Below are 26232 nucleotides of genomic sequence, written 5' to 3'. Positions count from 1 at the left end.
CAGCACAGGGGCTGCATAAGAATTGCCCGCTTATTCATGCGGGGTGGAACAGCTTTTGCTGATTAGCCTGCCGGGACGGCCTAGGGTCGTTAACCGTCATTAAACAGGAGAAGCAAAATACAGATTTACAAAACCAGGACCTTGGACAGCTGCACGGCCCTGCTGGCGCTATGGGCGAGCACTGATTTACAGGCCACAGGCGTGCCAGCGCCTGATCCATTACAAGGTGATGGCCGGGTGTTAGACTTCTATCACTGGAAGCAAGAGATTCCCAGTCAGCCAGGCAAATGGCTACGTAGCGAGCCGCTGGAAGCAACGCTGGGGTTGGCGCATGCGCAACAGCAATATCGTGTGTTGTTTTCATCTACTGATGGTGTGGAAGGCAAGGCACCCATCGTGGTTCCGGTGCTGTATTTATCCCCAAAGGGCAAGCTCCCAAGGGCGGCTGGCCGGTGGTGTCCTGGGGGCATGGCACTTTTGGCGGGGCTGATATCTGCGCCCACTCCTGGCATGCACGCTCTTATCGTGATGTGCGTTACCTCAATAACTGGCTGCAGAAAGGGTTTGCCGTGGCGGCATCGGATTACCAGGGCATAGGCGTGCCGGGCTTCAACCCGCAATTCAACAATTGCTCCAATGCATACACTATGCTGGATATCACGCGTGCAGCATTGGGACACTTTAAGGGGCTCAACAATCAGGTGGTGTTGGTGGGTCAATCCCAAGGTGGCTCTGCCGTGGTTGCAGCGGGGGGATATGCGCCGCAATATGCGCCTGACCTGAAAGTACGTGCCATTGTCGGTACGGGTATCGTCTATACCTCTCCCAACCAGCCTCCTCGTGCTCCCAATCCTGAACGCGATAACATCGCGGATCCGACCATTGCCTATAATTTCTACCACGTACTGGCGGCTCAGGCGCTGGATCCCAGCCTAGACCCGGCCAGGATATACACTGAGCGAGCCTTGCCATTGCTTGAACAGGCGCGTACCAGTTGCCTCGCCGAACTTTCTGCTGATGTGGCAGGTGTTGGACTGACACGCGCCAATACTTATAAGCCCGGTTACGAGGAGGTGCTGGCCAAGGCTACTCAACGCTATGGTGATGACGTACAGCGTACTTTCCCCACGGTGAAGCTCAAAATCCCCTTGTTTATCGGGGTGGGCGAAAAGGATGCTCTACTGGCGCCAGGCAAGCTGCTGGCACAAGATGCCTGCGCGGCTGGCAGCACCGTGGAAATCCATGTCTATGAGGAAAAAGATCATAGTGGGGCAGTCAACCAGTCCCTGCAGCATTCACTACCTTTCGTACGTAAGGCCTTGGCAGGGGAGGTTATAGCGCCCATCTGCATACCATAGCCCTCAGAGTAACGCACCCAGGAATTTCAATGGGATGAGCTCAGATTGCAGAGTCTAAATTGATAAGCCTGGGTGCGGTAGTTTCTATTTGCCAGTCACCGTGGCAACAAAGCGGCTGGTAATGCGTGCTGCCAGCTCCAGGGTGGAACTGGCGGCAGGTTGCTTTTCCTCCAATGCAAGAATATGGTTGCCATCGACCACACTGATACGCGCTTGGTTAGCTTGCCGTCCAAGGTAGCTGTACAACGTGTTAGTGGCGCAGACCGGGTCACGGTCACCAAGTAACCACAGGCTGGGCCGCGTTTCTTGTGGCGCATTAACGTATTGCACATCGATGCCCGGCGGTGTCCGGCATACCGGCGTCAGCAGGATGGCGGCCTTGATATCAGGGTCGGCAGAAAATACGCGCCAGCTGATGATGGAGCCTAATGACTTGCCTGCAGCGACGATCTGCTTGCTATCGACCCAGGCTTGCTTACGGGCGTAGGCCAGAACGGTCTGCATATCCTCGATTTCATTCAGTCTGTCATCTGAAGGTTTACCCTGGGCGCTATGCTGCACCTGATAAGCCCAGTTGAAGCGCAGCGTAGCAAAGCCTTCGCTCAGCAGCTGTCTTGCAAGTTGTTCTTGCAGGGGTTGGCGTGCATCATAACTTGAACCCGACGCGAGTATCACCACTGGATAAGGGCCTGCACCTACGGGCTTGTCCTCGAGCACCTCGATGTTCAAACCCCTGGGTGTGACGAGCTTGAAGCTTTGTTCTGCATGAGCGCTGCTGACGACCAGCAATCCAGCCAGGATTGAAATACTAATGGGAGAGCGATTCATTTAAGCGGACAGCTTTTGTGCGCTATCGTTATTTCGCAACTGGGTCTCGGCAGCGAGCGCGGCCTGTACGGCAGGGTGGGAGATATAACGCTTTTGGTAGGCATGGATGGCCGGATACTTGGACTCGGCATCAATATCGGCACGCGGTAGCCAGCCGAGAAATACTCCAATATAGGCATCAGCGATGGTGAAATTCTCACCTACTAGCCACTGCCCGACGGGCAAACGCCGCTCGACATGTCCCAGCAAGGTATGCAGGCGCTCTAGGCCTTTCTTGCGTACCTGCTGTTGTGCTTCGGGTTGATCGACGAACAATTCTGGTCGCGTTACGGGCCTGAAAGCCGGATGAAGATCAGAATTTGCAAAACCTATCCACTCCTGTATGCGCGCTCGTTGCAGGCTGCCGATCGGCGCAAACAGCTTGGCTTCAGGTTTTAGATCGCCGAGAAAAGGCAGGATAGCGGCGTTCTCGGTAATGATGTCGCCATTGTCTAGCTGTAGCGTTGGTACACGGCCTAATGGATTGATTTCGTAGATTAGTGAGCCGGGCTGACGTAATGCCACACGTACCAGTTGATGGGGAATGCCCAGCGCCTTGAGTGTGACGATGGCACCAAGCGAGCAGGCGCCAGGTGAAACGTAGAGTGTGGTCATGTATATTCCTTTGATAATCATTTAAGTGCATAGGAATAGGCAGAAAATATGCCAGCGCTAAGTGATTGATGTGCGGTGAGTTAGGTGTTGAATTTTACGCTTTTCTGTTGCCATGTAAGCAGTAAATGGTTTGGCTGCATCGATAATCACAGTCTTGCCGTGCTGGTATGCCAGAGCAGGGGGCCGTGCTAGAATCGCGTTATGCCGGAATACAGGCTGTTTGTTTTTTCAAGCTTTATTATCCATATATCAAGGACGTTTAAATGAGCCAAATTACTGTTGAACATAACCCAAGTGAAGAAAAACTGAAGCAACTAGGTGTTTCTAGCTGGTCCATCTGGGAAAAGGAAGTATCTAAGTTCCCACTGGATTTCGGTATCAAGGAAACTGCATACGTACTTGAAGGTGAAATCATTGTGACCCCTAAGGGTGGCGAGCCAGTTCGTATCGTTCCTGGTGACTTGGTAGTGTTCCCAGCTGGTCTGGACACTAACTGGGAAGTGGTCAAGCCACTGCGCAAGCACTACAAGCACGGTTAATTCCTGCGCAATGCGCTTAGCCGCATTGCAATAAAAAAGCCTCGTCACGTGACGAGGCTTTTTTATTGTTGCTCACTTGTTTTGAGTGCAGTGCTTTATATTAATCAAGCTAGATTAAAGCTGTTCTCGCAGACTGTTTTCTATATGTTGCAGGGTTTCCTTATTGAGGCGTTGACCAGACTGTGCCGAGATGAGGAAGGTATCTTCGGCGCGATTGCCTAAGGTGTTGATCTTGGCGGTATGCAAGCGGATATGTTGTTGCAATAAGGTGTGCGCAATCCTTGAAAGCAGCCCAGGTCTATCATTGGTGGCAATATCCAAAAGAGTGTTATTGCCGGTGGGCTCGGGTGTGAGCGCCAGTTCCGGCTTGATGGGCATATGCTTGACCTGGCGGCTGAGGCGACCTTGCAGGGGTGGATCTGGCGGTTCCTTGCTAATGAGCTTCTGCGTTAACTCATATTCGATATAATTTAATAAGTCACGATAACTTATCTTTTTATCTGTTTGATCTAGAACCAGGAAATTGTCCAGGGCGTAACCATTCTGTGCGGTGTAAACCTTGGCTTCGACAATGCTGTAGCCCAGCCGCTCAAAGAAGCTGCAGATACGGGCAAAAATATCGGCCTGGTCTGGCATGTAAATCATGGTCTGAATGCCATCACCCGCAGGACTTAGGCGGGCACGGACTACGGGTTTCTCGCTATTTAGATGCGTGAGCAGCAGGCGGGTGTTCCAGGCAATTTGCTGGCCGTCGTGACGTAAGAAATAGGCGCTGCCTAATTCCTTCCATAGTGGCAGGTAATCTTTTTCAACTACGCCGTAGTGACTGAGTATTTCCGTTGCTTGTTGCTGTCGGGCACTCAGTTCATCATTCAGATTGCTGCTACTGCCCCGCAGTATGCGCTGTGTGGCACGAAACAGGTTCTCCAGTAAGGCTGCTTTCCATGCGTTCCATACCTTGGGACTGGTGCCACGGATATCAGCGACTGTCAGCAAGTAGAGTGCTACCAGACGATATTCACTGCCTACAACCTGGGCAAATTTTTCCACTACAGAATGATCAGAGAGGTCTGATTTTTGTGCGGTGCTGGACATTACCAGATGCGCCTCTACCAGCCATGAAACAAGTTCACCGTCTTCTTTAGGTAGGTTGTGCTGCTTGCAAAATCGTCGAGCATCTACTGCACCAAGAGTGGAGTGATCGCCGCCTCTCCCCTTGGCGATATCGTGGAACAAGGCGCCCAGGTAAAGCAGCCAGGGTTTGGCGAATTCACCGAACAATCGACTACACAGGGGAAACTCATGTGCATACTGCGGCAAGGCAAAGCGACGCAAGTTACCCAGTACGTTGAGAATGTGTTCGTCCACCGTGTAGACGTGAAACAGGTCATGCTGCATTTGCCCCGACACCCTGCCGAATGCCGGGATGTAACGCCCTAGAATGCCGTAGCGGTTCATGCGTTTGAGTGCGCGCGTGATTCCTGCGGGCTGGTTAAATATCTCCAGGAAGAGGCGCTTGTTCTCGGGTGAGTGACGGAATTTCGGGGTAATCTGGCTCTTTGTGCGGTGAAGTGCACGCAGCAGTTCTGCGCCCATGCCCTTGAGTTCTGGATGTTGTTGCAATAACAGGAAGCTTTCCAGAATGGCGGTGGGCTCGTCATAGAGTAGTGTAGGGCTCTTGCTTTCCAGCAAGTCATTCACGGCCTCAAATCTATCATTGATGCTGACCACAGTATGCTGCGTCGGGTAAATATGCTCGCGTAGCCCTTGCAGCACAATCTCGTTGATCAGGCTGACAAACTTGGCGCTCTGGTAAAAGCTGTGCATGAGCTGTTCACTTGCGCGTTTACGCTTGGTGGTGACATAGCCCATCTGGCTTGCCAGTTCATTTTGAAAGTCAAACAGCAGGCGGTCTTCACGGCGTTTTGCCAGGTAGTGCAGGCGAGTGCGCAGCATTTGCAGATTACGCTCATGCCGACGTGTCTGTTGTGCAGCCTGTTTGGAAATCACACGGTTTTTGACCAGGTCGCTCCAGGTGCTGCCCAGGTTGCGCGCACGTGCAATCCAGATGATGTTGTGCAGGTCACGCAAGCCGCCCGGACTTTCCTTGATGTTGGGCTCAAGATTGTAAGTGGTGTCATTAAAGCGGGCGTGGCGTTTCTGTTGCTCCAGGATTTTGGCTTCGAAAAAAGCCTCTACCTGCATAGCGGTTGATATCTGCTGCTGGAACGTATCATATAGTGCCGGTGTGCCAGATAAATGCCTGGCTTCAAGCAAGTTGGTCTGTACGGTGACATCGTTACGGGCCTCATTCAAGCACTCATCCAGCGTGCGTACACTATGACCTATCGCCAGCCCGATATCCCAGAAGATGCCGATCAGTTCTTCTATGCTTCGATTGACTGTCTCATTCGCATCGTTGTTCAGCAGAATCAGGATATCAATATCGGAATACGGAAACAGTTCACCACGACCATATCCACCCACCGCAATCAGGCAGGCATGCTCCTTTAACTCAAATTCTTCCCACAGGTTTTGTAAGGTGCGATCTGCCAGTTGAGCCTGCTTTTTCAGCAGCAGGCTCACATTGGGCTTGGTTTCAAAAGCGCGCTGCAATGTCTGCTGTTGCTCCAGCAGATGCTGGCGCCAATGCTTGGCAATAGATTCGCGCTCACTGAAAACGGGTGTCGCCTTCATCTTGATATTAAGCGTTTGCCTGTTTGATGAAAGAAGGCGTGGCTGGCGTGCCTGCAGATACGGTGAGCACCTCGTATCCTTGCTCTGTGACCAGTACGGTGTGTTCCCATTGCGCGGACAGACTGTGATCTTTGGTGACGATGGTCCATCCATCACCCAGTTGCTTGATATCGCGCTTGCCAGCGTTGATCATGGGTTCTACAGTGAAAATCATCCCCGCTTTAAGCGTGGCCCCTTTGCCGGGCTGTCCGTAATGCAGTACTTGAGGGTCTTCATGAAAGTTCTTGCCGATGCCATGCCCGCAGAATTCACGAACTACACTAAAGCCGTTTTTCTCTGCATAGGTCTGGATGGCGTGGCCAATATCGCCCAAGGTTGCACCAGGCTTGATTTGGTCTATACCCAGCCACATGCATTCATAGGTGATATCTGACAGACGCTTGGCTTGTATGGAGATGTCGCCAACATGGAACATGCGGCTGGTATCACCATAATAGCCATCCTTGATCACGGTGATATCGATGTTGAGTACATCCCCAGCCTTCAATACTTTCTCGCCCGGAATGCCATGGCAAATCTGGTGATTGACCGAAGTGCAGATGGATTTGGGGTAAGGGGTGTGTCCATGTGGCGCGTAGTTAAGCGGGGCTGGGATGGTTTTTTGTACATTGACCATATAGTCGTGGCAAAGCTCATCCAGTTTGCCAGTGGTCACGCCCGGCTTGATGTGCGGCGTGATAAAATCCAGAACTTCAGCCGCGAGCTTGCAAGCTACGCGCATTTTTTCAATATCTTTTTCGGTTTTAATGGTAATTGCCATGTGCTATTGGAGGGCTTGAGCCCAGGTTTTCCTTGAGTTCGTACAGGTGCTTATGGTAGCATACCGCACCCGTTTGGCAGGAGTGTTCCTGTTGGGCGGTGTGAGTAGTCTGTCGAATGGTCGGCAGACTAAACAAATCTGCACACATGCCCCGTACAGGGTGTCCGCCACGGTGGATGTTGTTGGGCGTGTGGAAGCATAACCCTTACTGGAGAATTAACATGTCCGTTACCATGCGTCAAATGCTGGAAGCCGGTGTCCACTTTGGTCACCAAACCCGTTACTGGAATCCCAAGATGGCTGAGTACATCTTTGGTGATCGTAACAAAATCCATATCGTCAACCTTGAAAAAACCCTGCCGCTGTTTGAAGATGCATTGAAGTATGTGCGCCAACTGGCTGCAAACAAGGGTCGTATCATGTTCGTTGGCACCAAGCGTCAAGCGCGTGACATCGTGAAAGAAGAAGCGCAGCGTGCTAATTGTGCTTATGTGAATCACCGCTGGTTGGGTGGCATGCTGACTAACTTCAAGACAGTCAAGCAATCCATCAAGCGCCTGCATGAGTATGAAGTGCTGCTGCAAGAAGGCGGCCTGGGCAAGTTTGGTAAAAAAGAAGCATTGGGCTACAAGCGTGAAGTTGAGAAGCTTGAGCGTTCTATTGGTGGTATCAAGGAAATGGGCGGCTTGCCAGACGCGATTTTCATTATCGACGTTGGTCACGAGAGTGGTGCCGTTACTGAAGCTGCCAAGCTTGGTATCCCTGTTATTGGTGTTGTTGATACTAACAACTCCCCTGATGGCGTAGCGTACGTTATCCCTGGTAACGATGACTCCAGCCGTGCAATCCGCTTGTATGCTCGCGGTATTGCTGATGCGGTTCTGGAAGGTCGTAGCCATAGCATTAATGAAATCGTAAAGGCAGCGTCTGAAGAAGAGTTTGTCGAGGTTGAAGAAGCCGCGGCAGAGTAAGACCCTGTTGAAAGGGGGCTCTGGCCCCCTTTTTTTGTACCTGATTTCGGCCGACGGCCGGAAAATCAATGATTAAGGAGTAGGAAATGGCTGAAATTACCGCAAGCATGGTAAAGGAATTGCGTGAGCGTACTGATGCGCCAATGATGGACTGTAAAAAGGCGCTGACTGAAGCTGAAGGCGATCTGGCGCGTGCAGAAGAAATTCTGCGTGTACGTTTTGGTAACAAGGCGAGCAAGGCCGCTGGTCGTGTAGCTGCTGAAGGCATCATCGCTGTGAGTATCGACTCTGATGGCAAGTCTGGCGCGATTGTTGAGGTGAACTCCGAAACTGATTTCTGTGCAAAAAATGCGGACTTCCTGACATTCACCAATAATGTAGCCGATGTGATTGCCAAGCAAAATCCAGCGGATGTTGCAGCGTTGGCTAACCTCGCGATTGATGGTGGCACTGTAGAAGATGTACGCACGCAACTCGTGGGCAAGATTGGTGAAAACATCAGCGTACGTCGCTTTGTCAGCGGCGCTGCAAAGGGTAAGCTGGTAAGCTATGTTCATGGTGGCAAGATTGGTGTTCTGGTTGATGTGGTTGGTGGTGATGACAATCTGGGCAAGGATATTGCCATGCATATTGCTGCAGCCAAGCCAAAGTCTCTTGATGCCAGTGGTATTGATCCAGCGCTGATTGAAGCTGAACGCCGTGTTGCTATCGAGAAAGCCAAGGAAGCTGGTAAGCCAGAAGCAATGCTGGAGAAGATTGCTGACGGTACCGTGCAGAAGTTCCTGAAGGAAGTCACACTGTTAAGCCAGCCTTTCGTCAAGGATGACAAGCAGACTATTGAGCAGTTGCTGAAGTCACAAAATGCGAGCGTTGCTGCTTTCACAATGTATACAGTAGGTGAAGGCATTGAGAAGGTTGTGACAGATTTCGCTGCTGAAGTAGCTGCTGCTGCCAAAGGTTAAAGTATTGCATCGCACTGGTTGCGAACATGCTTGAAATAACAGGAACGTGAATTATCACTGCAATGGTAATTCACGTTTTGCACAACTAGAATAAGGAGCCCCATGAGCACCCCCGCCTATAAACGTATTTTATTGAAGCTTTCCGGTGAAGCCCTGATGGGTGACGATAGCTACGGTATCAACCGCGCCACTATTTCCCGTATTGTTGAGGAAATCAAGGAAGTGGTAGATCTGGGTGTGCAGGTTGGTGTGGTGATTGGTGGCGGCAATATTTTTCGCGGCGTAGCGCCAGCGGCCGAAGGCATGGATAGAGCGACTGCCGATTACATGGGTATGTTGGCTACCGTCATGAATGCGCTTGCCTTGCAGGACGCTATGCGTCATATCGGATTGGTGAGCCGGGTGCAGTCTGCATTGAATATTGAGCAGGTGGCAGAGCCTTATATCCGCGGCAAAGCAATTCGCTATCTTGAAGAAGGGCGTGTGGTAATTTTTGGTGCCGGTACCGGCAATCCATTTTTTACTACCGATACCGCAGCTGCGTTGCGTGGAATGGAAATCAATGCGGAGATCGTATTGAAGGCCACCAAGGTTGATGGCGTGTACACCGATGATCCAAAAACCAATCCTGAAGCGATGCGCTACAAGACATTGAGTTTTGATGAGGCGATTATCAAAAACCTGAAAGTCATGGACGCCACGGCGTTGACTTTATGCAGGGATCAGAAGTTACCAATATCCGTATTCAGCATCTTCCGTCAGGGAGCGCTGAAGCGAGTCGTAATGGGCGAGGACGAGGGTACCAAGGTTTTACCTTAACCCTAACTATTCGCAACAGGCAGGAGAAAACAATGATACAAGACGTAAAAAATACTGCAGACCAGAAAATGCAGAAATCGATTGAAGCCCTCAAGACTGACTTGAGCAAGGTACGTACTGGCCGCGCACATACCGGTCTTCTGGACCATGTGATGGTTGAGTATTATGGCTCTATGGTGGCCGTGAACCAGGTTGCCAATGTCAGCCTGGGTGATGCGCGCACATTGAACGTGCAGGCCTATGAAAAGACCATGATTGCCAAGGTGGAAAAGGCTATTCGTGATTCCGATCTTGGACTGAACCCTGCCACCAATGGCGACATGATTCGTGTGCCTATGCCTATGCTGACTGAAGAGCGCAGACGTGATCTGATCAAAGTGGTACGTGGCGAAAGTGAAAACGCTAAAGTGGCCGTGCGCAATGTACGTCGCGATGCTAACGATACCTTGAAAAAGCTGGTGAAGGACAAGGAAGCCAGTGAGGATGATGAGCGCCGTGCACAGGATGAAGTGCAGAAGCTCACAGATAAATATGTGGCAGAGATCGACAAGCTGCTGCAAACCAAAGAAGCAGAATTAATGGCGGTTTGATGGCGGCTTTTGTTGCCATCTGTTTTTCATTATCGTAATCATCTCACGGAGCATTGAGTGGCACTTTTTTCCAGCTCCACCCAGACTATACCTGTGACGGGTGAGATCCCCCAGCACATTGCCGTCATTATGGATGGCAATGGCCGCTGGGCAAAAAAACGCTTCCTTCCTCGCGTTGCCGGACATAAACGGGGCGTTGAGGTGGTACGTGAAGTCGTCAAACTGTGTGCCAACAGTGGGGTGAAATATCTCACGCTGTTTGCATTCAGCAGTGAAAACTGGCGACGTCCCAGTGATGAAGTGAGTTTTCTCATGGGGCTGTTCATGGAAGCCCTACAACAGGAAGTGGGCAAGCTCGCCGAAAATAATATCCGCTTGATCATGATAGGCGATCGTTCACGTTTTGACCCTGCGCTCACTGCCAAGATTGATGAGGCTGAAGCGGAGACAAGAGACAATGACGGTCTGACACTGACCATTGCAGCAAATTATGGTGGTCGCTGGGATGTGATGCAGGCGTTGAAGCGCTTGTTGCAAGATCAGCCACATTTGGTCAACAGCTTTACGGAAGAAGACCTGTCCGCCTATCTCAGCATGCATTACGCGCCCGAGCCTGATCTGTTTATCCGCACAGGTGGCGAGCAGCGCATCAGTAATTTCCTGCTATGGCAATTAGCCTATAGTGAACTCTACTTCACTGAAACGCTGTGGCCTGATTTTGATGCGGCTGCTTTCAAGCTGGCGATTGAGTCCTATCAGCAGCGTGAACGTCGTTTTGGTCGTACCAGCGAACAGTTGGTGAGTAACTAGCTATGTTGAAAACTCGTCTGCTGACAGCGGCTGTCCTGATCCCGCTTTTTCTTGCCGTATTATTTCTCCTTCCTGATCCTTATTGGTCTTTGCTTATGCTGGCTGGTGCAGGAATAGGGTTGTGGGAGTGGTCCGGCATGGCCCAGTTCAAGTTGACAGTCCGTTACCTGTACGTTGCCGCGGCCATGGTAGGCGGAGTGTTCCTTACGTTCTGGCGCGGGCCGGAAAATGCCTTTATGCAGGAATACAGTGTTTACTGGGGGCTGCTCTCTGCCAGCATTTTCTGGGTCATTCTCGTGCCTGTCTGGCTAGCAACCCGTGCGCATATCAAGAATGCCTATCTGATGATGATGGCAGGTTGGCTGATCATCATTCCCTTATGGCTTGCGCTAATTAGTCTACGCGGCATCAGCCCCTGGTTGTTGCTAGGGCTCATGCTGGCGGTATGGATTGCGGACAGTGCTGCCTATTTTGCTGGCAAACGTTTTGGCAAGCGCAAGCTAGCCATCAATATCAGTCCTGGCAAAACCTGGGAAGGGGTGCTAGGGGCGTGGTTAGTGGTGAGTCTTTATGGAGTTGCGCTATGCCTGTCTTTCAACATCAGTTTCTGGCTGATTGTAGGATTGTGGGGGATGACAGTACTTAGCATCATGGGTGACTTGATTGAGTCACTGATAAAGCGCCAGGCGGGAGTCAAGGATAGTGGACACCTATTGCCCGGTCATGGCGGTATCCTGGATCGTGTCGATGGGCTCGCAGCCAGTTTGCCATTGGCCGCATTCTTTATTTATTTTCCACTTTATTATCAAGCATGGATGCATTCCGCGTGATCAAACCCATGCCTAAATATGTCACTATCCTGGGCGCCACAGGCACTATAGGACTGAATACCCTAGACGTGATTTCACGCCACGCTGAGCAGTTTCGCGTATTTGCGCTGACAGCGCACTCGCGTGTTGATGAGCTCGCAGCGCTTTGCCTTAAGTTCAAGCCGCGGTTCGCGGTGATGCTAGACGAGACGGCGGCCGAGAAGTTACATCTAAGGTTGCAAGGCACCGATACCACAGTGTTGTCTGGCCTCGCAGCGCTGGAAGACGTTTCTGCGCATGCTGAGGTGGATATCGTCATGGCGGCGATTGTAGGCGCTGCTGGCCTAAAACCAGCCATGGCGGCTGCCCATGCCGGTAAGCGTATCCTGCTGGCCAACAAGGAAACCCTGGTAATGGCAGGCAGCTTGTTTATGCATGCTGTTGAGCAGGGTGGTGCTACCCTGTTGCCGATAGACAGTGAGCATAATGCTATTTTCCAGGTCATGCCTCCGCAGCGGCTGGCTCACCTTGAGGATGGTGGCGTAAGGCGTATTCTGCTCACTGCCTCTGGCGGGCCGTTTCGTAAAGCCAGCAATGCCGAGCTGCTTGCGGTAACGCCAGCCCAGGCGCTCAACCATCCCAATTGGGTGATGGGCCCCAAGATCACGATTGACTCTGCCACCCTTATGAACAAAGGGCTGGAGGTGATAGAGGCGCACTGGCTATTCAATGCTCCAGCAGAGAAAATCGAAGTAGTGGTACATCCGCAAAGCGTGATTCACTCCATGGTGGAATATGTGGATGGTTCAGTGCTTGCGCAAATGGGCAACCCGGATATGCGTACACCGATTGCCTATGGACTGGGCTATCCCCAACGCCTGGATGGTGGGGTAGCTGCACTAGACTTGTTCAAGGTGGCCAGGCTCGACTTTGAACTGCCAGACACGGCACGTTTTCCCTGTTTAAGGCTGGCGTTTGATGCGCTCAAGCAAGGCGGTACCGCGCCCGCCATACTCAATGCGGCGAATGAAGTGGCAGTCGATGCTTTCCTAAATGGCAATATAGGCTTCCTTGATATTCCGCGCCTGATCGAATCCGTGCTGGGATCAATGAAGATAGAACCAGTCAATTCACTGGAACAACTGGTGGCAGTGGATGAGCTTGCTCGTGCCACTGCAACCGAATGGAGACAACTCGAAGCATGCTGACCGTACTCGCATTTATTGTCACGCTCGGCATATTGATTGCCGTGCATGAGTATGGACACTTCCAGGTGGCGCGTTGGTGTAATGTCAAGGTCCTGAGGTTCTCTCTGGGGTTTGGCAAACCTTTATACAGGAAGCGTTTTGGCAAGGATAACACCGAGTTTGTCATTTCCGTTTTGCCTTTTGGCGGCTACGTCAAAATGCTGGATGAACGTGAGTTGTTGGAAGGCGAGAAGGTCACGATTGATCACGCTGATTTGCCACGCGCTTTCAATCGCCAGTCAGTCTGGAAGCGTATCGCTATTGTCTCTGCCGGGCCAGCAGCTAACCTGTTGCTGGCAATTTTCCTCTATTGGATATTGTTCATGCAGGGTGTGACCGGGATCAAGCCTTTACTTGGCGAGATTCCTGTTGATACACCTGCAGCCAAAGCTGGGTTCCAGGCTGGCCAGTTGATTCAAACTGTCGCTGGCGAACCTGTTGCCAGCTGGCAGGATGTCCGCTGGATATTGCTGCAAGAGGTGATCAAGACGCCGGTGGTCGAGGTACATGTCAAGGATGATGCGCAGCAGGACAGCGTGCATCAGCTGGCACTGGACAGTATAGGCAAGGATGATTTTGAACAGGACTTCCTGACAAAGCTTGGCCTGGCACCTTATCGCCCTGCCATGCCAGCCAAGCTGGGTGATATCTTGAAAGATAGCGCGGCAGAAAAAGCCGGACTCAAGACGGGAGACCTAGTGGTGAGCCTCAATGGCACAGCGATCAGTGAGTGGGAGCAGTTCGTGACCCAGGTGCGCGAGCAGCCTGGCCAGGCCTTAAAGCTGGAATTGCAGCGTGATGGGCAGAATATGCAGTCGACGGTGACGCCGGATACGGTGGATGACGGAGGCAAGAAGATTGGCCGTATTGGGGCTGGTTATGCGATGGATCAGGCTGAAATCAACAGAATGACAGTCTTGGTCAGTTATGGACCTTTACAATCCTTTACCCAGGCTGCCAACAAGACATGGGAAACCTCCATATTCAGTATCAAGATGCTGGCCCGCATGGTGACGGGAGAGGCTTCCTGGAAGGGCGTCAGCGGCCCGGTCACCATTGCAAGCTATGCGGGGCAAAGTGCACATATCGGCTGGAAGTCGTTCATTGGCTTCTTGGCATTGATCAGCATCAGCCTTGGCGTGTTAAATCTGTTGCCTGTGCCAGTGTTGGATGGGGGGCATTTGTTGTATTATGTGATAGAGATTTTCAAGGGCAGTCCGGTTTCCGAGGCCGTAATGGAGGCGGGGCAGCGCATAGGATTGACGATTTTGGCGTTGCTGATGGCAGTGGCTTTTTACAATGACTTTACCAGGTTTATAACAGGTTGATCTTAATGAAGTTTGGCATGAAGCTTAAACATATCCCGCTACTGATTCTCGGACTTTATTCGACTTCAGCTCTGGCCCAGGATCCATTTGTCGTCAAGGATATACGGGTTGAAGGCCTGCAACGTACTGAAGCCGGTACGGTCTTTAACTACCTGCCCGTCCGTGTAGGTGACACCATGACCGATGAGAAAGCCACACAGGCGATTAAATCACTCTATGGCACAGGCTTTTTCAAGGATGTGCGTATTGAGTCGGATAACGGCATCCTGGTGGTGATGGTGCAAGAGCGCTCTGCGATTGCCCAGATCACTTTTAATGGCAATAAATCTTTCCCCAGCGACAAGATGAAAGATGGCCTCAAGCAGATCGGCTTGGCAGAAGGCCTGATTTTTGACCAGTCCATGCTGGATAGGGCTGAACAGGAAATCAAGCGCCAGTATTTGTCTCAAGGTAAGTATGGCGCTTCCGTCAAGACATCCGTCAGCCCGCTAGAACGTAACCGCGTAGGGGTACGTTTTGATATTGAAGAAGGTGCTGTTTCCAAAATTCGCAATATCAATATTGTAGGCAATACTGAATTTACCCAAGAACAGCTGCTGGAAAAACTCACGCTGACCACGCCTAACTGGCTGACGTGGTGGAATAAAAATGATCAATATTCCAAGCAAAAGCTCACTGCTGACTTGGAAGCCTTGCGTTCTTTTTACATGAACCAGGGGTATCTGGAGTTCAATATTGACTCAACCCAGGTATCGATTACTCCTGACAAGCGTGATATCTACATTACGGTCAATGTCACTGAGGGTGAAAAGTATACGGTCACCGACGTCAAGATGGCGGGGGAAATGTTGATCCCTGAAACCGAAGCACGCAACCTGATTTCAGTCGCGCCCGGTGAGATATTCAATCGTCAGCGTGTGACTGAGTCCAGCAAGGCGATTAATGATCGCCTGGGCAATGATGGATATGCTTTTTCAAACGTGAATGCTGTACCGGAAGTCAATAAGGACAACCATACGGTTGCCTTTACTTTCTTTATTGATCCGGGCCGCCGAGTCTATGTACGCCGTATCAACCTGACCGGTAATACCCGCACGCGCGATGAAGTATTGCGTCGTGAAATGCGTCAGCTGGAATCAGCATGGTATGGGGCAGACAAGATAGAGCGCTCCAAACAGCGTCTGGAGCGCTTGCAGTTTTTCTCTGATGTGAATGTGGAAACACCGGCCGTTCCAGGGACGACTGACCAGGTCGACTTGAATATCAACGTGACTGAGCGATCTACTGGTAGCGTCATGTTTGGTGCGGGTCTGTCCAGCTTTGAAGGTGTGGTGCTGGGTGTGACGGTAAACCAGAATAACTTCCTCGGTACCGGTAATCGCGTAGCCGCTCAGGTCAATACCGGCCGTATCAATACCGTGTATTCCTTGAGCTATACCGATCCTTATTTCACGCCGGATGGCGTTAGCCGTGGTTTTAATGTCTACCGCCGTGATGTGGATACCACCCGCTTACGTACTGGTGACTATAAAACTTCATCATATGGTGCAGGTGTCAACTTCGGCATGCCGCTCAATGAGCGTGACTCTGTGAGTGCAGGCCTGACGTTTGACTTTACCGATGTTGAGCTAAGCACGAATAGCCCACCGCAGTTCCGCCGGTATTGCAGCAATTCAGGGGAAAGTTCCGGTTGTAGCAATACTTCATGGTTTGCCACGCTGGGATGGGCACACGATACGCGTGACAATATCATGTTCCCCAATAAGGGCGTGTTCCAGCGCATCAGTACAGAGGTCGGTCTCCCAGGGCTGGATTTGCAATACTATAAGCTGGAATATAAGCACTCATGGTATAAGGACATCAGCAAGAATGTGACCTTTATGCTGAATGGGGAAATTGGCTATGGCAATACCTATGGCGATAAAGATTACCCATTCTTCAAGAATTTCTACGCAGGTGGCGTAAACTCGGTACGTGGCTACGAGCAAAGTTCGATTGGCCCACGGATTTATGATACAACCGGTAGTGGATATCGAGATTTTGCTGCCGGCGGTACCAAGCGTCTTCTGGGGAATGCCGAGTTGTATTTCCCTATTCCAGGCATGAAGGATAACAACGCACTGCGTTTAAGTGCGTTTGTGGATGCAGGCTCGATTGCGGGTGATGGTATCAATGAGTTGGGTCAACCTTACTCTACTAGCTTGAGCGATATTCGCTATTCAACAGGTCTGGGCGTAAGCTGGCTCTCACCTTTTGGCCCGATTAAGCTGGTGTTAGCCAAGCCGCTGAACAAGCAAGAAGAGGATAGGACTCAGGTTCTGCAATTCCAGATGGGTTCCCAGTTCTAAATATTTGTTCTATTAAGTAATTTATATCTAAGCAGCATTGAGTGAATGTCAGGAGAAGTCAATTGAATAAGTTGTTAAAGAGTCTGTTGGTAGCAAGTGTGTTGTCATTGGCTGCAAATACCCAGGCAGCTGAACTGAAGATCGGCTATGTGCAGGTTGACAAGATCTTGCAGGAAGCACCACAAACGGCTGAAAGCGGCAAGAAGCTGGAAAGGGAGTTTGGTCCACGCACAACAGAACTTGATCGTCTGCAGAAGCAGATCAAGGATCTGGAAACCGCACTGGACAAGGATAGCCTGACCATCTCGGAAACTGATCGCCGCAACAAGGAGCGCGATGCGTCCAATCTCAAGATTGAGTTTCAGCGCAAACAGCGTGAGCTGCGTGAAGACGTAAATCTGCGTAAGAACGAAGAACTTGGCGTGTTGCAGGACAGGATCAACAAGGCCGTGACGACAGTGTCTGAAGCAGAAGGCTATGATTTGGTGGTGTACGGTGGTGTGGCTTATGCCAACAAGAAAATTGATATCACCGACAAGGTATTGAAGTCTCTGGGCAAGAAGTAAGCTGTAAAGTTAAGCTGGTTTCATGAGCATGACCTATTCCCTGCGGGAGATCGTGGGCAAGCTAGGAGGGGAAGTGGCTGGTCCGGATGATGTCCTGATTAGCCGTGTCGCCTCGCTGGCTAATGCCCAAGCTGGACATATCAGTTTTCTTACCGATTCCAAATACCAGTCAGTATTGGCAGTGACCAAGGCCAGCGCGGTGATTCTCAAGCAGGAGCATCGTGCTGGTACTGATTTGCCCTGTATCATGACGGATAATCCCTATGCGTACTTTGCCAGGGTATCCGAGTTATTGAATCCAGTACCAGCCTATCAGCCAGGGATAAACGCTTCTGCTGTAATTGATGCGAGTGCCAAGATTCCCGCGAGCTGCACGATTATGGCGAATGTCGTCATTGCCGCAGGTGTGGTATTGGGCGAGAAAGTGGTGGTACACGCGGGCACCGTTATCGGTGAGGGCGTACAGATTGGCGACCACTGCGTATTGCAGGCCAATGTCACCATCTATCATCACTGCCAGATAGGCAATCGCTGTAATATATTTTCCGGTAGCGTGATCGGTGGAGATGGTTTTGGCTATGCCCCGGATAATGGGCGCTGGGTCAAGATACCCCAGGTGGGACGTGTCATCATTGAAGATGATGTGGATATTGGCGCTAACACCAGCATAGATCGTGGTGCGCTGGATGACACCATCATTGAGCAAGGTACCAAGATTGATAACCTGGTGCAGATAGGACATAACTGCCGCATAGGGGCGCATAGCGTCATCGCAGGCTGTGTTGGTATTGCAGGAAGTGCCATATTGGGCAAGCACTGCCGTATTGGCGGTGCAGCCATGATACTGGGGCATCTGGAAATCGCTGATGGCGTGACGGTATCTCCAGGGAGTATGATTACACGCTCCCTGAACAAGGCAGATACCTATACTGCCCTAATGCCATTCCAGGCGCATGACGACTGGCTGAAAACGGCAGCCGGAATTCGTCGATTGGGAGATTTGGCAGACCGTGTCAAGCAGCTGGAAAAACAGCTGTCCACACTGCAACCGGTTTTACTGGATAGCAAGCTAGCAGATCAAGCAAGCAAACAATAATTGATGTTGAGAAACGAGAAAAGCCATGACTGAACAAGCCTCTACGAGCATGGATATTCATGAAATACTGAATTACCTGCCACACCGCTATCCTTTTGTATTGGTGGATCGTGTGCTTTCGCTGGAGTTGAATAAAGAGATTGTGGCAGTCAAGAACGTCACCATCAATGAACCATTTTTTCCAGGCCATTTTCCTTACCATCCAGTCATGCCTGGTGTGCTGATTGTGGAAGCGATGGCGCAGGCAGCGGCTATCCTGTCTTTCAAGACCATGGATACCAAGCCCAATGACAAATCCGTCTACTATTTTGCCGGTATGGACAATGTACGTTTCAAGAAGCCTGTGTCTCCTGGTGATCAGCTTATTCTCAAGGTCAGTATAGATCGCGTTTTGCGCGGTATCTGGAAATATAAGGGGCAAGCATTGGTGGACGATGTTATCGTCGCTGAGGCAGAGATGATGTGTATCTTGAAGGCGATTGATTGAGCATGGCAGAACCAAAGATTCATCCTAGCGCCATTGTAGATGCCAAGGCAGAGCTGGATTCCAGCGTAGAAGTCGGGCCTTTCACCATCATTGGCCCTGGTGTGCGCATTGATGCGGGAACCCGTGTAGCCAGTCATGTGGTGATCAAGGGCCCCACCACCATAGGCAAGAATAATCAGATATTCCAGTATTCATCGCTGGGAGAAGTGCCGCAGGATAAAAAATTCAAGGACGAGCCTACGCTGCTGGAGATTGGCGATGGCAACACCATTCGTGAGTTCTGTACCTTCAATCGCGGTACCGTGCAGGATAAAGGCACGACCAAGATAGGCAATCATAACTGGATCATGGCCTATGTACACATTGCCCATGACTGTCAGGTAGGCAATCACACGATTTTTGCCAATAACTCTTCATTGGCCGGGCACGTGGATGTGCACGATCATGCCATTCTGGGTGGATTTACACTGATACACCAGTTCTGTCAGATAGGCTCGCATGTCATTACGGCAGTGGGCTCCGTGGTATTCAAGGATATCCCGCCTTATGTTACTGCGGCCGGATATGACGCCAAGCCACACGGCATCAATTCTGAAGGCCTTAAACGCCGTGGATTCACTGCAGACAATATCCTGCAGATTAAGCGTGCCTATAAGACCTTGTATCGCAATGGCCTGACGCTGGAAGAAGCCAAGGCTAAGCTGGCAGAGCAGCAAAAAAATGCGCCAGAGCTCGATATTCTGGTTGAATTCCTCAACCATTCCACTCGCGGCATAGTCCGCTAGCGCGCGGTTGCAATATGCCAACCATAGGCATTGTCGCGGGCGAAGCCTCGGGCGATTTACTCGGTAGCCATTTGATTCGGGCGCTCAAGAAGCAGCGCCCTGATCTGAAGTTTGTCGGTATCGCCGGCCCCAAAATGATCTCTGAAGGTGCTGAGTCCCTGTTCCCGATGGAGCGGCTTTCTGTACGCGGCTATGTTGAAGTGCTGCGTCATTTGCCCGGCCTGTTGAAAATACGAAAGCAGGTACTACAGCATTTCCTGAAAAATCCGCCCGATGTCTTCATTGGCATCGATGCGCCAGACTTCAACTTTGCCCTGGAGCGTAAGCTCAAAAAGAACGGGATCCGCACCATACATTATGTCAGCCCATCGATCTGGGCCTGGCGTAGGGGGCGCATGAAGAAGATTCAGCAGGCCGTGTCGCACATGCTGGCATTATTTCCTTTTGAGCCCGAGTTATACCAGGATGCTGGCGTTTCCGTGTCTTATGTCGGGCATCCATTGGCGGATATACTGCCAATGGAACCAGATACCATAGGTGCGCGCGAACATCTCAAGATCAAGCCGGACACCCTGGTGATTGCCATGCTGCCAGGAAGTCGCCAGAGTGAAGTGCAGCAGTTGGCGGATCTTTACGTAAAATCTGCCCAGCTTATTGCCGAGGAAAGGCCAGATGTACAGTTTCTGGTACCACTCATCACCCGAGAAACCCGCGAGATATTTGAAAAAGCGATCTATGCCAATCACGCCTATGAGCTGCCTCTGAAGATATTGTTCGGGCATGCGCATCTGGCGATGGAGGCTGCGGACGCAGTCGTTGTTGCCTCGGGCACCGCGACCCTGGAAGCGGCCCTGCTCAAGCGCCCGATGGTGATTACTTACCGGATGCCCAATTTGAGCTGGCAGATAATGAAGCGTATGAATTATTTGCCCTATGTCGGCTTGCCCAATGTACTGGCTGGTCGTTTCGTCGTGCCGGAGTTACTGCAGCATGACGCCATTCCGGAAAATCTGGCGGCTACCACACTCAAAATGGTCAATGACAAAACCATGATGGCGGATATACGCGCTGAATTTACGCGCATTCATGAAAGTCTGCGCCAGAATACGGAAGAAAAAGCGGCACAAGCCGTCCTGTCTTTCATACGATGAGCACAACGCTGATCATCTGTGGCGTGGATGAGGCAGGGCGCGGCCCTCTGGCTGGTGCTGTCTATGCTGCGGCTGTAATATTGAATCCATCTAAGCCTATTCTTGGCCTGGCTGACTCCAAAGTGATATCAGAGAAAAAGCGGGAGCACTTGGCGATTCAGATCAAGGAAAATGCGCTGGCCTGGGCGATTGCCTCGTGTAGCGCTGTTGAAATTGATGAGATCAATATCCTGCAAGCCAGTCTATTGGCGATGAAGCGCGCGATCGAGCAATTAAGCATAGTACCAGGCCAGGTGCTCGTGGATGGGCTGCATTGTCCTAACATCAGTATTCCAGCCCAGGGGATAGTGAAAGGGGATAGCAAGGTGAAGGAAATTTCTGCTGCTTCCATTCTAGCCAAAACCGCACGTGATCATGAAATGTATCAGATGCATGCCATGTATCCACAATACGACTTTGCCAAACACAAAGGCTACCCTACCGCCCAACATCTTAAATTGCTGGCTGAACATGGGGCATCCGAGATACACAGGCGCAGTTATGCGCCGGTGAGGCGAGTACTTGGTTTATAGCGCAGCGTGCTTTGTTTTATGCCAGCTTATCTTTTTGCATTGGGCTTGATTTAGGCCTGCAATAGAAAAACCGTGGGCTGTTTATGCAGCTCTGGGAGCTCGGATTTTTTCCAATCCTTGATGCTTTTACTCACAATCAATTCCGATGGCAGGCTGATATTGCGCGCGATGCACAGCCGTGTCTCCGGCTGGCATTGTGCCAGGATATCTTCCAGTAAATGCTGGTTGCGATAGGGCGTTTCTATGAAAATCTGTGTTTCACCCTGTTTCTGTGAGTGGCGTTCTATTTCTTTCAACCTGAGTACTCGAGCTTGCTTGTCACTAGGGATGTAACCCAGGAATGCAAAGCGCTGGCCGTTGAAGCCTGATCCCATCAGTGCCAGCAGAATGGAAGAGGGGCCTACCAAAGGCGCCACTCGCACCTGATGCCTGTGTGCCAGTGCTGCGAGCTTTGCACCGGGGTCTGCAATGCCCGGGCAACCTGCTTCTGACATCAAGCCAACATCCTTGCCTGCCAGTAAAGGTTGTAGCAAGGCGGGTAGGTCTTTATCGGTGGTATGTTCGTTCAGCAACAGTAATTCCAGCTCACGTATCGGTTTGAGCGGTTTGATCGTACTGAGGAAGTGCCTGGCGGTTTTCTCGTTTTCCACCACAAAAGTGTCGAGTTTCTGCGCCAGCGCAACTACATCAGGAGGTATCACCTGATTAATATTGTCTGCGCCCAGTGTGACCGGAATCAGGTATAAAGTACCGTAGCTCAATATTTCACCTGCACCCTGTAAGTTAACGTTGTGGTACTTTCTGCTGGAATGCTGATACTCCAGCTGGCTGTATTGCTGCTGGCTTTTTTGCTTTGATGGCTTTGCTGGAGAATTTTCCAATCGCCGGGGATGGGCTCTAGCACATTGACAGTGACCGCTTCTTTCTTGGCATTTTTCAGCACAATTTCATAAGCGCTTTCAAATTGGCTGTTACCTTTGGCCGGATTCGGCAGCTTTTTGAAGTCAGTCTGCTTTTTGTCAGCAGTGACGTCAAACGCCTCCCCCAGTTTAAGCCTGACGGTTTCATTTTTCGCTGTGTGGTCGATATTGTCCTCGCCGACAAACTGGGCATTGCCTTGGCTGTCTTTCTTATAGACCCGCATGATGCCCTTGGGTAGCGGCAACCCTAGTTTGGCACTTTCCTTGTTATCGAACTCAATGAATACGCCCACTTTCAGCTTTTGACCGAGGTCACCTTGGCTGGACTGGTAGTAATAATTGGCTCCACGCAACACCAACTCTTTGCGTACAGGCACCGCTGTGGCAGAAAGCAAGGTTACTTGTTTGCTCTGGTTCTCGGCTATGGTGGTGGGTCTGTCCAGACTATATAAGTGATACTCCAGCAGGGACTCTTCAGCCATGGGGGCTGCATCTGTCATCATCAACTCATTTTTGCGCATGGCTGCCATGGGTATAGTGCGAGGCGCTTGTACGCGGTTAACATCGCCAGCCACCAATTGGAGCTTGGCATTGCGGTAGCTGGTGCCACTAGTGTTAGACAGCGTGACCCAGCCTGATAAGTCCAGTTTGTCTTCAGCCGGGTTAAGTTCAGCCACATAGTCTGCCTTCCAGCCCAGGCCACCAGTGAGGTAGCTCAGTTCTATATTCTGTGTGCCTGTGCTCTTGTTCTGCAGCTGTACGACCAGGGTGGGACGATCACGCAAATTGGCGGGCACATCAGGATAGGCAATACGGCCAGGGATGCCGGTTTCTATACGATTGCCTATCTTGAGTACGGTGCCATTGTTGGCTGCCAGCACCTGTGCCTGTTCGCTGCTCTCCGCACCGGTGGCAGGATTCACCTTAATCACCTCCACGGTTTGTCCTACGTATTTTTCTAGCAGCTTGTCGGGGCTCAGTAAATCGTAATCAAAGTTCTGTTCCAGCGTTTGCAGGGAGCCATTCAGGCTGCGCAACAAGGCGGTCTCAGGCATGATCTGTGCACTGACATCGCGCAGGGCCAGGCTGTTGAGTCCTGCTTTCAGTTGCACCTTGCGTTGATCCTTGACTAGCGCCAGATCGCCATTATAGATGGTGACTGCAATGCTCTGCTGGTCTTGCAATGTGCTGCGGATTTCCTCTGTTTCAGCGGCCTGCAAGGGCTGGTTGAATACGGCGATTAAGCTACAAGCAAGAGCGGTACGCTTGAACATGGTTGATTTCCTTTATGATTGGCGCCTTGTTAAAGCACGCTAATTCCTTCATTTTCCAGCATGCTGACCAAACGGATCAGCGGCAGGCCTATCAGTGCATTGGGGTCATCGCCATGCATGGAAGCAATGATGGCAATACCCAGTCCTTCAGACTTTGCGCTACCTGCGCAGTCATAAGGCTGTTCTCGCTGCAGATAGTTCTCAATTTGTTGATCGCTGAGCTGACGAAAGTTCACAGTATAAGGGACAACTTCTGCCTGCATATTAGCAGTCGCTGTATTGTAGAGGCAGAGCGCACTATGAAAGATCACGCTACGTCCACGCATGAGCTGTAGCTGGCGTACCGCATTGTCATGCGTCATCGGTTTGCCAAGTTGCTGGCCATCGATGGTCGCTACCTGGTCGCAGCCTATGGTCAGGCTGTCGGGATTTGTTTCACCGACTTTTCTGGCTTTGACTTGTGCCAGACGCAGGGCGGTTTGTTCCGGTCGCTCATTCGAGAGTGGCGTTTCATCCACTTCGGGTGAGATGCTGGTAAATGGCAGTTGTAATCTATGCAGCAACTCACTTCGATAGGTCGAAGATGAAGCAAGAATAAGGCGGTAGTTGTCCATGGCTGAGTTCTAGAATGCTGAGTGAAACGTAGGGAGTTAACGTCATCGTAAACGATAAAAAGCCGGACGAGGCCGGCTTTTTATCTTGATTAAAGCACGAGGGGTGGTTTAGTCAGGTTGAATTTCCAGTAGCGCTTCATCAGGGGTGACGGTATCACCCTTCTTGACGTGGATGGCAACCACAACCCCTGTTTTTGAGGCCTGGATTTCGTTTTCCATCTTCATGGCTTCAATCACCAGTACGGCATCTCCAGCACTTACCTTATCCCCGACATTCACCTTCACATCGACAATAGTGCCTGGCATGGCGGTTGTAACGCAGCCAGGGTGGGAAGGGCGGGGGCGACCGCTGCCATTGCTGGAACTGCTGGACTTTTTCTTGCTTTCGCTATTACCATTTTGGGCACCAGACACTTCAATTTCACTCAGGGTTTCGACAACCACTTCTTCGGCAACGCCATCTACGGACACATAGAAAGGACGTTGTTCTTCACCATGGTGACCACTGCCAGTGAGCTTGATATGGAATGTTTCACCATGCAATGTGACATTGAATTCGCTAGGCGCGTAACGAGATGCACTGGTCGTGACCGCATCCTTGCTTAACAAGGCTTCAGGCTTCAGGCTGCCTGCATTGCGCTCTTGCAGGAAGGTCTTGGCAAGGTCGGGGAACATGGCATACGTCAACACGTCCTCTTCACTCTTGGCCAGACCCTCAACTTCATTGCGCAACTTGTCCAGTTCAGCGTGTAGCAAATCGGCAGGGCGGCAATCAATCACATTGGCATTGCCTACTGCAAGACTGCGTACATCAGCGTTGACTGTTGAAGGCGACTTGCCATAATGACCCAGCAAGTAGTTCTTCACTTCATTGGTGACCGATTTGTAACGGGCCCCCGTCATGACATTGAGTACCGCCTGAGTGCCGACGATCTGGGAAGTGGGCGTCACCAGTGGAGGAAAGCCCAAGTCTTCACGAACACGTGGAATTTCATCCAGTACTTCATCCATGCGGTCAAGAGCACCTTGCTCCTTGAGCTGGTTGGACAGGTTTGAGATCATGCCGCCTGGCACCTGATTCACTAAGACGCGGGTATCGACACCAGTGAAATCACTTTCAAATTGCCAATACTTTTTGCGTACTTCACGGAAATAAGCAGAGATTTCCTGTAGCAGGGCGATATCCAGGCCGGTGTCGTACTCGGTACCTTTGAGTGCCGCCACAATGCTTTCTGTAGTAGGCAGGCTCGCACCTTCGGCAAACGAGGAAATGCAACCATCGACAATGGATACACCATTGTCTACGGCACGTAGGATGGACATGCTTGCCAGGCCTGAGGTTGCATGCGCATGCAGGTGGATCGGCAGGCTGGTTTCAGCGCGTATCGCCTTGACCAGATCGCCTGTCACCTGCGGTGTCAGCAGGCTGGCCATGTCCTTGATGGCAATCGTGTCACAGCCGAAGCTTTCCAGTTCCTTCGCTAGGTTAACGAAGTAAGGAATGTCATGCACAGGGCTGGTGGTATAGCTAATGGTGCCTTCTGCATGCTTGCCAACCGCTTTGACCGCCTCAATCGAAACCTTGAGGTTGCGCATGTCATTCATGGCGTCAAAAATGCGGAAAACGTCTATGCCGTTGTCGGCTGACTTCTGCACAAAGGCACGAACGACATCATCAGAGTAATGACGATAGCCAAGCAGGTTTTGTCCACGTAGCAACATCTGAATGCGACTGTTAGGCAAGGCCTTGCGCAGCTTTTTCAGGCGTTCCCAGGGATCTTCACGCAGATAGCGCACGCAGGCATCAAAGGTGGCACCACCCCAGGCTTCAAGCGACCAGAAACCAACGGAATCAAGTTGGGAGCAAATGGGCAGCATATCGTCAGTGCGCATGCGTGTCGCAATCAGCGACTGGTGACCATCACGAAGAACTACGTCTGTTACATGTACTTTTGCCATAATCTTTTTACCACTTCAAGGTGTTAAT

27 protein-coding genes are annotated in these 26232 nt (G+C 51.2%); 19 read left to right on the top strand and 8 right to left on the bottom strand.

Features of this window, described 5'->3' with window-relative positions; genetic code table 11:
* The first annotated feature begins 141 nt into the window (after positions 1-141).
* Both LG201_RS04105 and LG201_RS04100 read left to right on the top strand, forming a co-directional pair.
* The gene (locus tag LG201_RS04105) at positions 142-597 is read left to right on the top strand and encodes a hypothetical protein (RefSeq protein WP_226771959.1); all 456 of its coding nucleotides are present in this window, start codon (positions 142-144) and stop codon (positions 595-597) included.
* Positions 492-1358, top strand: coding sequence for an alpha/beta fold hydrolase (locus LG201_RS04100; protein ID WP_226771919.1), 867 nt, complete (start codon positions 492-494; stop codon positions 1356-1358). The genes LG201_RS04105 and LG201_RS04100 overlap by 106 nt, the downstream gene beginning before the upstream one ends.
* 84 nt (positions 1359-1442) lie before the next feature.
* Here LG201_RS04100 and LG201_RS04095 read toward each other — a convergent pair whose 3' ends face one another.
* Together LG201_RS04095 and LG201_RS04090 are read right to left on the bottom strand one after the other, a co-directional pair.
* Entirely contained in the window at positions 1443-2186 is a 744-nt protein-coding gene (locus tag LG201_RS04095; RefSeq protein ID WP_226770897.1) for a dienelactone hydrolase family protein, read from the bottom strand.
* Positions 2187-2840 carry a glutathione S-transferase family protein gene (locus LG201_RS04090; protein WP_226770896.1) on the bottom strand — a complete coding sequence of 218 codons (654 nt, stop codon included), beginning with the start codon at positions 2838-2840 and terminating at the stop codon, positions 2187-2189.
* A gap of 263 nt (positions 2841-3103) precedes the next feature.
* On the opposite strand from LG201_RS04090, the gene LG201_RS04085 reads away from it, so the two are divergent.
* Entirely contained in the window at positions 3104-3379 is a 276-nt protein-coding gene (locus tag LG201_RS04085; RefSeq protein ID WP_226770895.1) for a cupin domain-containing protein, read from the top strand.
* A gap of 114 nt (positions 3380-3493) precedes the next feature.
* Here LG201_RS04085 and LG201_RS04080 read toward each other — a convergent pair whose 3' ends face one another.
* Together LG201_RS04080 and map are read right to left on the bottom strand one after the other, a co-directional pair.
* Positions 3494-6076, bottom strand: coding sequence for a [protein-PII] uridylyltransferase (locus tag LG201_RS04080; protein WP_226770894.1), 2583 nt, complete (start codon positions 6074-6076; stop codon positions 3494-3496).
* 7 nt (positions 6077-6083) lie between these two features.
* A complete protein-coding gene (gene map / locus LG201_RS04075) occupies positions 6084-6896 on the bottom strand; it encodes a type I methionyl aminopeptidase (RefSeq protein ID WP_226770893.1) in 813 nt (270 codons plus the stop codon).
* Between the two features lie 52 nt (positions 6897-6948).
* On the opposite strand from map, the gene LG201_RS04070 reads away from it, so the two are divergent.
* The 16 genes from LG201_RS04070 (at position 6949) to rnhB (ending at position 21437) form a co-directional block, all read left to right on the top strand.
* Positions 6949-7098, top strand: coding sequence for a hypothetical protein (locus LG201_RS04070; protein WP_226770892.1), 150 nt, complete (start codon positions 6949-6951; stop codon positions 7096-7098).
* Between the two features lie 19 nt (positions 7099-7117).
* Positions 7118-7867, top strand: a complete 750-nt coding sequence (rpsB, locus tag LG201_RS04065; RefSeq protein WP_226770891.1) for a 30S ribosomal protein S2 — start codon at positions 7118-7120, stop codon at positions 7865-7867.
* A gap of 86 nt (positions 7868-7953) precedes the next feature.
* A complete protein-coding gene (gene tsf / locus LG201_RS04060) occupies positions 7954-8829 on the top strand; it encodes a translation elongation factor Ts (protein WP_226770890.1) in 876 nt (291 codons plus the stop codon).
* Between the two features lie 102 nt (positions 8830-8931).
* The gene (gene pyrH / locus LG201_RS04055) at positions 8932-9648 is read left to right on the top strand and encodes a UMP kinase (protein WP_226770889.1); all 717 of its coding nucleotides are present in this window, start codon (positions 8932-8934) and stop codon (positions 9646-9648) included.
* A gap of 32 nt (positions 9649-9680) precedes the next feature.
* A complete protein-coding gene (gene frr / locus LG201_RS04050; protein WP_226770888.1) occupies positions 9681-10238 on the top strand; it encodes a ribosome recycling factor in 558 nt (185 codons plus the stop codon).
* A gap of 57 nt (positions 10239-10295) precedes the next feature.
* Complete coding sequence (locus tag LG201_RS04045; protein ID WP_226770887.1) at positions 10296-11048, top strand: isoprenyl transferase; 753 nt, start codon at positions 10296-10298, stop codon at positions 11046-11048.
* A 2-nt stretch (positions 11049-11050) separates the two neighbouring features.
* Positions 11051-11878 carry a phosphatidate cytidylyltransferase gene (locus LG201_RS04040; protein ID WP_226770886.1) on the top strand — a complete coding sequence of 276 codons (828 nt, stop codon included), beginning with the start codon at positions 11051-11053 and terminating at the stop codon, positions 11876-11878.
* Between the two features lie 8 nt (positions 11879-11886).
* Positions 11887-13065, top strand: a complete 1179-nt coding sequence (ispC, locus tag LG201_RS04035; RefSeq protein WP_226771918.1) for a 1-deoxy-D-xylulose-5-phosphate reductoisomerase — start codon at positions 11887-11889, stop codon at positions 13063-13065.
* Positions 13059-14432, top strand: a complete 1374-nt coding sequence (rseP, locus tag LG201_RS04030) for an RIP metalloprotease RseP (RefSeq protein WP_226770885.1) — start codon at positions 13059-13061, stop codon at positions 14430-14432. Before ispC ends, rseP begins: the two co-directional genes overlap by 7 nt.
* Before the next feature lie 17 nt (positions 14433-14449).
* Complete coding sequence (gene bamA / locus LG201_RS04025; protein ID WP_404809710.1) at positions 14450-16780, top strand: outer membrane protein assembly factor BamA; 2331 nt, start codon at positions 14450-14452, stop codon at positions 16778-16780.
* 62 nt (positions 16781-16842) lie between these two features.
* Positions 16843-17346, top strand: coding sequence for an OmpH family outer membrane protein (locus LG201_RS04020; protein ID WP_226770883.1), 504 nt, complete (start codon positions 16843-16845; stop codon positions 17344-17346).
* A gap of 22 nt (positions 17347-17368) precedes the next feature.
* Positions 17369-18442, top strand: coding sequence for a UDP-3-O-(3-hydroxymyristoyl)glucosamine N-acyltransferase (lpxD, locus tag LG201_RS04015; RefSeq protein ID WP_226770882.1), 1074 nt, complete (start codon positions 17369-17371; stop codon positions 18440-18442).
* A 25-nt stretch (positions 18443-18467) separates the two neighbouring features.
* Positions 18468-18929 (top strand): 3-hydroxyacyl-ACP dehydratase FabZ, encoded by a 462-nt coding sequence (gene fabZ / locus LG201_RS04010; RefSeq protein ID WP_226770881.1) that lies wholly within the window; start codon positions 18468-18470, stop codon positions 18927-18929.
* Positions 18930-18931: 2 nt separating this feature from the next.
* A complete protein-coding gene (lpxA, locus tag LG201_RS04005; protein WP_226770880.1) occupies positions 18932-19714 on the top strand; it encodes an acyl-ACP--UDP-N-acetylglucosamine O-acyltransferase in 783 nt (260 codons plus the stop codon).
* Positions 19715-19728: 14 nt separating this feature from the next.
* A complete protein-coding gene (gene lpxB / locus LG201_RS04000) occupies positions 19729-20865 on the top strand; it encodes a lipid-A-disaccharide synthase (protein ID WP_226770879.1) in 1137 nt (378 codons plus the stop codon).
* On the top strand, positions 20862-21437 hold the full coding sequence (rnhB, locus tag LG201_RS03995) for a ribonuclease HII (protein WP_226770878.1): 576 nt from the start codon (positions 20862-20864) through the stop codon (positions 21435-21437). Before lpxB ends, rnhB begins: the two co-directional genes overlap by 4 nt.
* A gap of 50 nt (positions 21438-21487) precedes the next feature.
* Here the strand turns inward: rnhB and LG201_RS03990 are convergent, their stop codons facing one another.
* The 4 genes from LG201_RS03990 to oadA form a co-directional block, all read right to left on the bottom strand.
* Positions 21488-22198, bottom strand: a complete 711-nt coding sequence (locus tag LG201_RS03990) for an SAM-dependent methyltransferase (protein ID WP_226770877.1) — start codon at positions 22196-22198, stop codon at positions 21488-21490.
* Complete coding sequence (locus LG201_RS03985; protein WP_226770876.1) at positions 22195-23631, bottom strand: DUF4139 domain-containing protein; 1437 nt, start codon at positions 23629-23631, stop codon at positions 22195-22197. Before LG201_RS03985 ends, LG201_RS03990 begins: the two co-directional genes overlap by 4 nt.
* A 29-nt stretch (positions 23632-23660) precedes the next feature.
* On the bottom strand, positions 23661-24245 hold the full coding sequence (locus LG201_RS03980; protein WP_226770875.1) for a Maf family nucleotide pyrophosphatase: 585 nt from the start codon (positions 24243-24245) through the stop codon (positions 23661-23663).
* Between the two features lie 108 nt (positions 24246-24353).
* Positions 24354-26204 (bottom strand): sodium-extruding oxaloacetate decarboxylase subunit alpha, encoded by a 1851-nt coding sequence (gene oadA / locus LG201_RS03975; RefSeq protein ID WP_226770874.1) that lies wholly within the window; start codon positions 26202-26204, stop codon positions 24354-24356.
* Between the last annotated feature and the right edge of the window lie 28 nt (positions 26205-26232).

It is taken from the genome of Methylobacillus gramineus (assembly GCF_020532675.1).
Classification (GTDB): Bacteria; Pseudomonadota; Gammaproteobacteria; order Burkholderiales; family Methylophilaceae; genus Methylobacillus; species Methylobacillus gramineus.
Note: the sequence above shows the minus strand (reverse complement) of the source record. Positions and strands in the feature narration are given on the sequence as shown.

Coding starts and splice junctions, on each gene's coding strand:
- LG201_RS04095 (WP_226770897.1), bottom strand. CDS start 2,186: ATGAATCGCTCTCCCATTAGTATTTCAATCCTGGCTGGATTGCTGGTC.
- LG201_RS04090 (WP_226770896.1), bottom strand. CDS start 2,840: ATGACCACACTCTACGTTTCACCTGGCGCCTGCTCGCTTGGTGCCATC.
- LG201_RS04085 (WP_226770895.1), top strand. CDS start 3,104: ATGAGCCAAATTACTGTTGAACATAACCCAAGTGAAGAAAAACTGAAG.
- LG201_RS04080 (WP_226770894.1), bottom strand. CDS start 6,076: ATGAAGGCGACACCCGTTTTCAGTGAGCGCGAATCTATTGCCAAGCAT.
- map (WP_226770893.1), bottom strand. CDS start 6,896: ATGGCAATTACCATTAAAACCGAAAAAGATATTGAAAAAATGCGCGTA.
- LG201_RS04070 (WP_226770892.1), top strand. CDS start 6,949: ATGGTAGCATACCGCACCCGTTTGGCAGGAGTGTTCCTGTTGGGCGGT.
- rpsB (WP_226770891.1), top strand. CDS start 7,118: ATGTCCGTTACCATGCGTCAAATGCTGGAAGCCGGTGTCCACTTTGGT.
- tsf (WP_226770890.1), top strand. CDS start 7,954: ATGGCTGAAATTACCGCAAGCATGGTAAAGGAATTGCGTGAGCGTACT.
- pyrH (WP_226770889.1), top strand. CDS start 8,932: ATGAGCACCCCCGCCTATAAACGTATTTTATTGAAGCTTTCCGGTGAA.
- frr (WP_226770888.1), top strand. CDS start 9,681: ATGATACAAGACGTAAAAAATACTGCAGACCAGAAAATGCAGAAATCG.
- LG201_RS04040 (WP_226770886.1), top strand. CDS start 11,051: ATGTTGAAAACTCGTCTGCTGACAGCGGCTGTCCTGATCCCGCTTTTT.
- ispC (WP_226771918.1), top strand. CDS start 11,887: ATGCCTAAATATGTCACTATCCTGGGCGCCACAGGCACTATAGGACTG.
- rseP (WP_226770885.1), top strand. CDS start 13,059: ATGCTGACCGTACTCGCATTTATTGTCACGCTCGGCATATTGATTGCC.
- bamA (WP_404809710.1), top strand. CDS start 14,450: ATGAAGCTTAAACATATCCCGCTACTGATTCTCGGACTTTATTCGACT.
- lpxD (WP_226770882.1), top strand. CDS start 17,369: ATGAGCATGACCTATTCCCTGCGGGAGATCGTGGGCAAGCTAGGAGGG.
- fabZ (WP_226770881.1), top strand. CDS start 18,468: ATGACTGAACAAGCCTCTACGAGCATGGATATTCATGAAATACTGAAT.
- lpxA (WP_226770880.1), top strand. CDS start 18,932: ATGGCAGAACCAAAGATTCATCCTAGCGCCATTGTAGATGCCAAGGCA.
- lpxB (WP_226770879.1), top strand. CDS start 19,729: ATGCCAACCATAGGCATTGTCGCGGGCGAAGCCTCGGGCGATTTACTC.
- rnhB (WP_226770878.1), top strand. CDS start 20,862: ATGAGCACAACGCTGATCATCTGTGGCGTGGATGAGGCAGGGCGCGGC.
- LG201_RS03985 (WP_226770876.1), bottom strand. CDS start 23,631: ATGTTCAAGCGTACCGCTCTTGCTTGTAGCTTAATCGCCGTATTCAAC.
- LG201_RS03980 (WP_226770875.1), bottom strand. CDS start 24,245: ATGGACAACTACCGCCTTATTCTTGCTTCATCTTCGACCTATCGAAGT.
- oadA (WP_226770874.1), bottom strand. CDS start 26,204: ATGGCAAAAGTACATGTAACAGACGTAGTTCTTCGTGATGGTCACCAG.